The 7837-nt window shown below is 39.2% G+C and carries 8 protein-coding genes and 1 pseudogene; 6 read left to right on the forward strand and 3 right to left on the reverse strand.

Going from position 1 to position 7837, the window contains the following annotated elements; translation table 11 throughout:
• Positions 1 to 450 precede the first annotated feature (450 nt).
• Positions 451 to 903, forward strand: coding sequence for a MepB family protein (locus CSV61_RS16290; protein ID WP_083031599.1), 453 nt, complete (start codon positions 451 to 453; stop codon positions 901 to 903).
• A gap of 152 nt (positions 904 to 1055) precedes the next feature.
• Here CSV61_RS16290 and istB read toward each other — a convergent pair.
• The 3 genes and pseudogenes from istB to istA all read right to left on the reverse strand — a co-directional run bounded on the left by istB (position 1056) and on the right by istA (position 3231).
• Positions 1056 to 1781: pseudogene (gene istB / locus CSV61_RS16295) on the reverse strand (IS21-like element helper ATPase IstB).
• Entirely contained in the window at positions 1778 to 2047 is a 270-nt protein-coding gene (locus tag CSV61_RS17155) for a hypothetical protein (protein ID WP_233193666.1), read from the reverse strand. The pseudogene istB and the gene CSV61_RS17155 overlap by 4 nt, the downstream one beginning before the upstream one ends.
• A complete protein-coding gene (gene istA / locus CSV61_RS16300) occupies positions 2044 to 3231 on the reverse strand; it encodes an IS21 family transposase (RefSeq protein ID WP_233193667.1) in 1188 nt (395 codons plus the stop codon). Before istA ends, CSV61_RS17155 begins: the two co-directional genes overlap by 4 nt.
• A gap of 380 nt (positions 3232 to 3611) precedes the next feature.
• On the opposite strand from istA, the gene CSV61_RS16305 reads away from it, so the two are divergent.
• The 5 genes from CSV61_RS16305 to CSV61_RS16330 all read left to right on the forward strand — a co-directional run bounded on the left by CSV61_RS16305 (position 3612) and on the right by CSV61_RS16330 (position 7669).
• On the forward strand, positions 3612 to 4004 hold the full coding sequence (locus CSV61_RS16305; RefSeq protein WP_083035832.1) for a disulfide bond formation protein DsbD: 393 nt from the start codon (positions 3612 to 3614) through the stop codon (positions 4002 to 4004).
• Positions 4005 to 4171: 167 nt separating this feature from the next.
• Positions 4172 to 5449, forward strand: a complete 1278-nt coding sequence (locus CSV61_RS16310; protein WP_099640080.1) for an IS110 family RNA-guided transposase — start codon at positions 4172 to 4174, stop codon at positions 5447 to 5449.
• 389 nt (positions 5450 to 5838) lie between these two features.
• On the forward strand, positions 5839 to 6021 hold the full coding sequence (locus tag CSV61_RS16315; protein ID WP_083031596.1) for a hypothetical protein: 183 nt from the start codon (positions 5839 to 5841) through the stop codon (positions 6019 to 6021).
• Positions 6022 to 6927: 906 nt separating this feature from the next.
• Positions 6928 to 7158, forward strand: a complete 231-nt coding sequence (locus CSV61_RS16325; protein ID WP_099640082.1) for a hypothetical protein — start codon at positions 6928 to 6930, stop codon at positions 7156 to 7158.
• A gap of 223 nt (positions 7159 to 7381) precedes the next feature.
• Positions 7382 to 7669, forward strand: a complete 288-nt coding sequence (locus tag CSV61_RS16330) for a hypothetical protein (protein WP_099640083.1) — start codon at positions 7382 to 7384, stop codon at positions 7667 to 7669.
• The last annotated feature ends 168 nt before the right edge of the window (positions 7670 to 7837 follow it).

The raw sequence follows: 7837 nt of genomic DNA on the forward strand, positions 1-7837 counted from the left end.
GATTCGTCTGCTTGTTTATCCGTATCTTTAGATCCACATGCGGAGATCACTAGCATACAGGTAAAAAATAATACAAACAATGGCCATTTTTTCATGACAATTAACCTATCTTTGTATAAATTTTCATTTTCCAAAGTAAAATCTTAAAATTACTAATGCTTTTAATCCAAATATCGGTATGTTTGGAGTCCATTTCGTTCGTTACAAGAAATGAATAAGGAAAAGGCCAAATTCATTATACAATAAACAAATGATAATGACTATCATCTTCAAGTGAAAGTTGAAGTGAAATATTAGCATTCGGGAAGTAAACAGCCGGTAATATATCTCGCTCATAAGACATAAAAAGTATCGCATGAACTAAACACGACGTCCAATAAAAAATGCTATGCTAGTAAGAATAAGTAGTAGGATAATATTGTAATCCATAACGAATTAGAGGGGCACACCATGAAAGATTTTTATAGTGCAGTTACTTATATTAATGAAATGATGTATGAGCCCAATCATTTGATTTTACAATCGGTGCAAGAAGAAAAGCAAAATGCTAAGTACGGCGCTGGTACATTTCAAATAGCTTCTAGAACTGTTCGATTTAGGGTAGCGAATACAACACCTAGAAAAGTAGGGCAGTTTGTTGCGTTTTGGGAAAAGGACGAAAACGATAAAAATCAACCTTATTCATACGAGGAAGCACCTGATTTGTTCGTGATCACTACTTTTAAAAATACACATGAGTTTGGACAATTTATTTTTCCGAAGGAAGTGATGTTGCACCAGGATATGATTAGCTCCAGTTCAACAAAAGGAAAAATGGCATTAAGAGTGTATCCAAGCTGGGATCATCCTACTAGTAAACAAGCGTTGAAAACACAGCAGTGGCAGTTACCTTATTTTTGTTGATATGAGACGATTAAATACTTTAACTAAAGACAAAATAATGGGATTGTATTCGTAATAAATCACTTCAATTGGGTGACTGTTGTGTTTTGCAAGAAAAAAGTGCAGAAGAATGCAAAGAAAAATACACAAGCTTGCCAGCCTTCATTTTAGTCTTATTTTTGACGTGATAATGCGTTAGTTACCCTAAAACTATCTCCTGTAAAATTTAATATATGGGCATGATGTATCACCCGATCTACTAAAGCAGCAGTCAATCTAGAATCACTAAAAACGCGATTCCATTGACTAAATTCCAAGTTTGAAGTGATGATCAAACTTTTCTGTTCGTACCAGTCAGAAATGAGCTGAAAGAGGAGCTCTGCTCCCTCTTTATTGAACGGCACGTACCCCATCTCGTCTAATATGATCAAGTCCACGCTTTTAAAGCGGTTTCTAAACTGAGTTAACTTACCTTCTTGCCATGCTTTCTCCAAGGCTTCAGCCAAATCTGATACTCTGTAAAAGCGTACTTCGAGACCTTGCTTACAGGCGTCATATCCAATTGCTGTTGCTAAATGAGTCTTCCCTGTACCAGGCGCACCGGTTAAGATTAAATTTTCCTTACGTCTAATAAAATTTAGAGTACATAACTCTTGTGAATCAATGTGAGAAGGGAAATGAATTTGTTCACTCCATTGAAATGACGAAAGGGACTTCTTTTGTAGAAATCTTGCTTTCTTTATTAATCGTTAAGCTTTCGCCTCTTCTCGCAGCTGCAGCTCTTTTTGAAATAAATCTTCAAGAAATTGAACCGGGTTCTCGTATGGAATATCCGAAAAAACATCATGCACATGAGCTAAGCGTAAAGTTTTGCACATCGTCTGTAAATCTGTGTTCACTGCACCTCACCTTCAATCTGCGAGGTATTCTGGAGCTGATCATAATTGCTCCAATCAATATCATATGGATGCGCCTCTGGCTCTTTCAAAGTGTCTGATTGGCCACCCAACAGCTCATAGAATTGGTCATTGATTTCATTCATTTCATAAGTAGCTAATAGCCCAAGAAGCCAGTTGATGCGTTCTTTACGAATCGTAAGACTGGAGATATTTAGGTATTCATAAATACGCCCTGGTAAATAAACTGAAAAACGAGAGTAGCTCACTGCCGCGGTTTACTTAACCATGCCTTTAAGATGGATTTCCATGGAATCTCGCGATTCCTATGCATATAGGGTCGGTTATCTTTATATAAAAGTTCTCCGTGAGGAGATACCACCTTAAAGCGATCCCAATATTTCACTATAGACAAGTTGCTGTAATTATAGGCTTTCGGAACATAGACCTTTACTTTATCTAACGTGATTTCTCCATACTTGTTCGCTTTTACTTTTTCTTCTTTGAATACTGGATAGTCTTCTTCAGGCAACGCTAAAAGGTATTGATACTCCTCCTGCAGTAGCTCCTGTAAAGGAACTTGTTTCTTATAATGAACGCGTTGTCGGTCCTTCGTTAGTTGCTCTTCTAGTAGCTTAGTCAAATTTTCTAAACTCTCTATGACAGGGGCTGGAGTAATGAAATTATATCGAACGTAACCGACTTTGTTTTCTACATTTCCCTTTTCGTTACCGGAGTATGGATTACATGCTTGAGGTTCAAATCCATAATGATTGGCAAACTGTAAGAATTCACTTGTGAATACAGCTTCTTCGTTTCTATTCCTTGGTTTAACGACAGCTGTTTTCATGTTATCAATACGGATTTTTCTAGGAACTCCACCTAGTTGGTCAAATATCATTTTCATGCCGTGTAAGAGGCACTCTTGATTTTCTGCCGGCAATGGAACTGCATACGCACTGTTACTAAAAGGAAGAGACATGACTAAGCAATGAATATCTCGATATTTTCCGTCTTGAACCGCTTGCATCAATCCAAAATCCAATTGTGCTTCAGCAGGGGGATGAATGAGTCGCTCATAGTTTTTGTCCTTCGTCTCACCTTCAATATCTTCTCTTCCTTCACGCCATTCTTTAATGAAGTATGAAACAGTACGATAGGATCCCTTAAATCCCATATCTTGCAGTGCAGTGAAGATTCCATTGTTTGTTCTTCTATCTTTTCTTTTTAATTTTTGGTCTTCCCAAAGCCAATCACCAACAATTTCTCCCCATTTTTCTGTATACATCATTCCTGTTCTTTTTCTTTCTTTTTCCTGCGGCAATTGATCACCATCTGCATATTTTTTAGCTGTTCTCCAATTAATACCTAGAGTTTTTGATATATGATTAATAGATAATGATTTCTGATTCCTCATTAGTTTGATACAATTAATTTCAGGCATTGCTAGCATTCCTTTCAACCTCCACTGATTTGATTCGACACCAATACAGTAGAGAAGATTTGGAAGGCTGGCAAGCCTTTTTTTGTTGAAACTTCAGTTGCAACGTTATGTACTTTTTCTTTTCAAAACTCTGTACTTCTATTTTGCACTACACAACTGTTATCAAGCTTAGATTTTCGCGCTGTTCAGAGTTGATTAAACACTTAGAAAAATCAGGAGTTTTCATAGTATTTCGCCCATAATGAACGCAATTGTTTTATGAATTATTTATACTCTTTCAGTAATCGGGCCAATATTTCTTAAGAGTGAAACGTAAGCAAAGGTTGATCCGTATTTAAGAGAGGGATGTAACGGGATACTTCAATTCTTAAGGAAGGATGAAAGGGAAAGTGAACAAAAAGGCATTTAATATAATCGGATGGATTTTACTTTTAGTAATGGGAGTTTCTTGGATTGTATTTGGCTATTCAAATTGGTACTTATTGTTACTCCCATTATCTTATATCAGCTTTTCAATCAGTGATGGTAGCATTAAAAAATTAGGAGAACTGTCTATATCACAAGCTGCTTTAATCTTGTTTGCGTTAGCAGTATCGGTCAGTATTGTATTTGGTCTAATTCAATTAGCAAACTTCGTCATTAACGACAAATTGCATCTGACAGGAGTAATCAAAACAGCCAGCCAGATAATTGCTATTATTATCTCATTATACCCTGTTAAGTTTACATTTGGCAGCGTTGTTTATAAAGTATACGGTGATTCACATGCAAATAAAACGTAAGTCTTGTTATACAATATCGTTCCAGAATCGGGCCAGATTATCAGGTAAGGAGCATTCCTGTTAGAAGCTTTTTCGGGGACTTGAACAGAAAAAGCCCTCTTGGTATGATGCGGGGTGTCAAATCTGCACGAATTGACCCCTAATTTAGATACCAAGGAGGACTCATCATGAATTTTACGCAAAACGCTAAAATTAATCAAGTTACGGATAAAACGCTGGTAATAGGAATGGACATCGCCAAGCGCACACATTACGCCTGCATGGTAGATGAACGTGGCCTGCTCCTAAAGAAATCGTTTCCTGTACACCAATCCAGGCAAGGGTTCGAATACTTCTATGAATGCATTCTTAATGCTAAGAAACAATTTGGCAAAACTGATGTCATCATTGGCATCGAGCCGACCGGCCACTACTGGCTCAATTTGGCTTACTTTCTCGACGATCGGGGAATCCCCCTCGTTGTATGTAATCCAATGCATGTAAAGAAATCCAAGGAACTTGACGACAACCTTCAGACCAAGAACGACGCTAAGGATGCCCTTGTCATCGCTCGTTTAGTGAAAGACGGTCGATACAGCTATCCACGGATCTTGAGGGAGACAGAGGCTGAACTGCGAGTAGGTGCGACGCTCAAAGGCAATCTGACTGAAGAATTGAACGCTGTTAAAAACAAGATGATCCGCTGGACTGATCGCTATTTTCCAGAGTTTCAACAAGTGTTCCCAAGCTTCGGCAAGATGGCACTCGCAGCACTTGAATGTACACCATTCCCAAACGATATAGCGGGAAAAGAGCCAATCGAACTGGTTGAAATCTATCGGGATGTTGAGGGAATGAAATCCCCTCAGTTACCGAAGGCGAAGAAACTCATTGATTCAGCGCTTATCTCTATTGGCATAACAGAAGGACAGACGATGGCACGTATTGAAATCACCACACTTGTCCAACGCTATCGCCAGATTGAAAAAGAACTTGAATCCCTTCAGGAAAGCTTGACGGAACTCATTGAGACGACAGTTGAGTACGAGTATCTTCAAACGGTCCCTGGTCTTGGGGACGCAACCATCATTGATTTATTATCGGAAATCGGCAGCTTCGCCCATTATGATCATCCACGCCAATTACTTAAACTCGCGGGATTGACACTTAGGGAGAACTCGTCCGGCCAGCACAAAGGTCAGAAACGAATTTCTAAAAGAGGAAGAAGCCAGCTGCGTGCACTGCTCTTCCGTGTCATGATGCCAATGGTGCGTCATAACAAGGCATTTAAACAACTGCACGAGTATTACACAACCAGACAAGTCAATCCATTACGCAAGAAACAGTCCATTGTAGTTCTCTGTGGAAAACTACTGAAGGTACTGCACGCAATTTGTACGAAGCACATGGTGTTTGACGCAGAGCAAATGATGAGAGACATTCCCACGCTCGAAAGAGCTGCCTAAGCATTGCATTCATAGTGAATGACTAGAAAATTGGATGACACGGAGAAGCCGGCATTATATTTTCCATTCGACCTACGAGTCCCCTAAGGAGCTTCGCCAGCCTCCGCCTTATGACTAGACCGAACGAAGGAATGTAGGTGCTTCAGACGCCAAGAGACATGGGAGGGTACGTCATCATAAGCAATGCGGAGATCCATAGTGCATCGTATACGGACCAATCACCGCAACCAGTATTATCCAGCGGTGACCGCGTAGCGTGCCTCAGACTGTTTGAAGATTCGAATATCAAATAAGTATTAGTTAACAGAGTGTCAAAAAAAATATTTTTGACACCCTTACAGCGGGTCAAACCGTTGATACATCAATATTTATAGAGGGAGGTATTGGCTATGAACCCTAAGAAAAAGAAGTTATTTATAGTTCCTCTAATCATCTTTTCATTTCTTGGAATAGTCGGTTTTTCAAATTATAACTCGTTTCAAAACGCAAAAAAATCCTGCGTGGAACACAATATGACTGCTCAGGTAGAACAAGATTTTTTAGCTATTAATTGGTCAGTTATTTGTGAATGATTCGCATCACGCTTATTGCGTTATCGGGCGCGTTTATGGAGGAGACTTCTTTGTAGTTGGCTAGTTGATTGGAGCGGAAGCCGGCGACTCCCGGAGGATCAGCGGGACAGGTGAAACACCCGGCGAGCAACGCGAGGGGTGTGGTTCACCGCCCGCCCTCGGGAACGCGTCCGGCTGGAGCGCAAGTCAACGGATCTTGACTACTTTGCCTTTACCGGGCGCGTTTGTAGTATATCTTCTGTGTACTCGCTTAGTTGATCTTCGCTACAGCCGGCGACGCTGAGAGGATCAGCGAGAGCCGTAACGAAGAAAGGCTTTTGCGAGCGAAGCGAGTAGTGTGGTTCACTGCCTGCCCATAGGACACGCGTCCGGCTGGAGCGCAGATCAACGGGTTGTAACCGCTCTCACGTTAACGAGTGCAATTCTGGAATAAGAATAGCACCATTAAAGGACTATTTAGGAGAGGAGGATTTTCTTGATTGAGTTGTTAAAAAGCATATATCAGTTATCAGGTGTTGTCCTGCTCATATGTGGTATTTACTACTATTTTCATTTCAAGAAAATTAAGAAGGAAAGGAAATTAACTAAAGTTGAACTCTCCATTTACATCATAACTCGAATTGCATTTTTCCTTTGTGCAAGTAGTTTTCTACTTCTATTTTTGGATAGAAACTATGGCTAAAAGTTACAAAGTAATCAGGCACGATTGTTATGAAAGGGGAATCTTAATAAACTATGAAGAAAAACATTCTTTACTTTGTTGCGGGATTCCTAACTTACTTCGTAGTCTCAACTCTTATAAAATTATTATAAAAAGAAGACTGATTGTACAAAAGGGCGCAGTTGTGGAAGAAGCACTGTGCCTGATAGTTTTGTAAATTTAGTAGATAAAAAGGTGGGGGTATGTTGAAACTACCAAAAATCTCAGAAATTAAATTTTTGAAATTAATGATCCATTCTTTTTTAGTTGTTTTTACTTTAACTCTCATAACCCTTATTGGTAAAGACTTACTAGGGTGGGCACTTGGACATCCAATTGAAAAAGATGTTAGGTATGTATCTACTGGTTTATTTATGATTTGGTTGTTATTTGCTTTGCAAAAAGATAAATATAAAAGAGAAAATAGCGATTGTTGAAAACTCTATAAAACAAACGAGTGCGTCTATGGAAGTGAATTTAAAACACGCGCAGAGTTAATCGGTGCGGAACGCGTCTGGTTGCAGCGCAGATCAACGGGTTGCAACCACCACCCCGTGATCGGTTGCGATTCCAGCACAAAGTATTAACCCTATTCAGTATACAGGTCAATTTAAAAAGTAAGTGCCACACAACAATTCACTTGAAACTAGAAGGATGAGAATGGCGATTGGTGTGGGATATTTAATTGCTTTGTTTGGTGCGGTTATTGCATATGTTTTAAGTAAAGGGAAGTCGAAAATAAGAAAGCGCCGAGTGAAGGGAATTGTTTTTATGTTGCCAATATCACCGGCGATTGCTTTTGCAGTAGATTTAACGTATGCCGCAATTGTTAAAAATCCTTGGGAGACATTATTCATACTCCATATATTTCCAATCGCTTTCATAAACGGATTCATTATGTTGTTAATTTGTATATTTAAAAAAGAAGAAATAGCTCAACCATCATAATGATCGTAACAAACGGTTGCGATAGTCGCCCATAGTTGTCTCAAAAACGGCCTATTTTTAAAATTGAGGATTAGGAGGTGTAGTGATGACAATTTTTTTCAGATACTCTTTTATTCTGCTTATTTTCCTCCTGTCCGGTTGCAGCGGCATATCGAAATATGATGATCA

Origin of the sequence: Sporosarcina sp. P3 (assembly GCF_002743415.1) — a bacterium.
Classification (GTDB): Bacteria; Bacillota; Bacilli; order Bacillales_A; family Planococcaceae; genus Sporosarcina; species Sporosarcina ureae_A.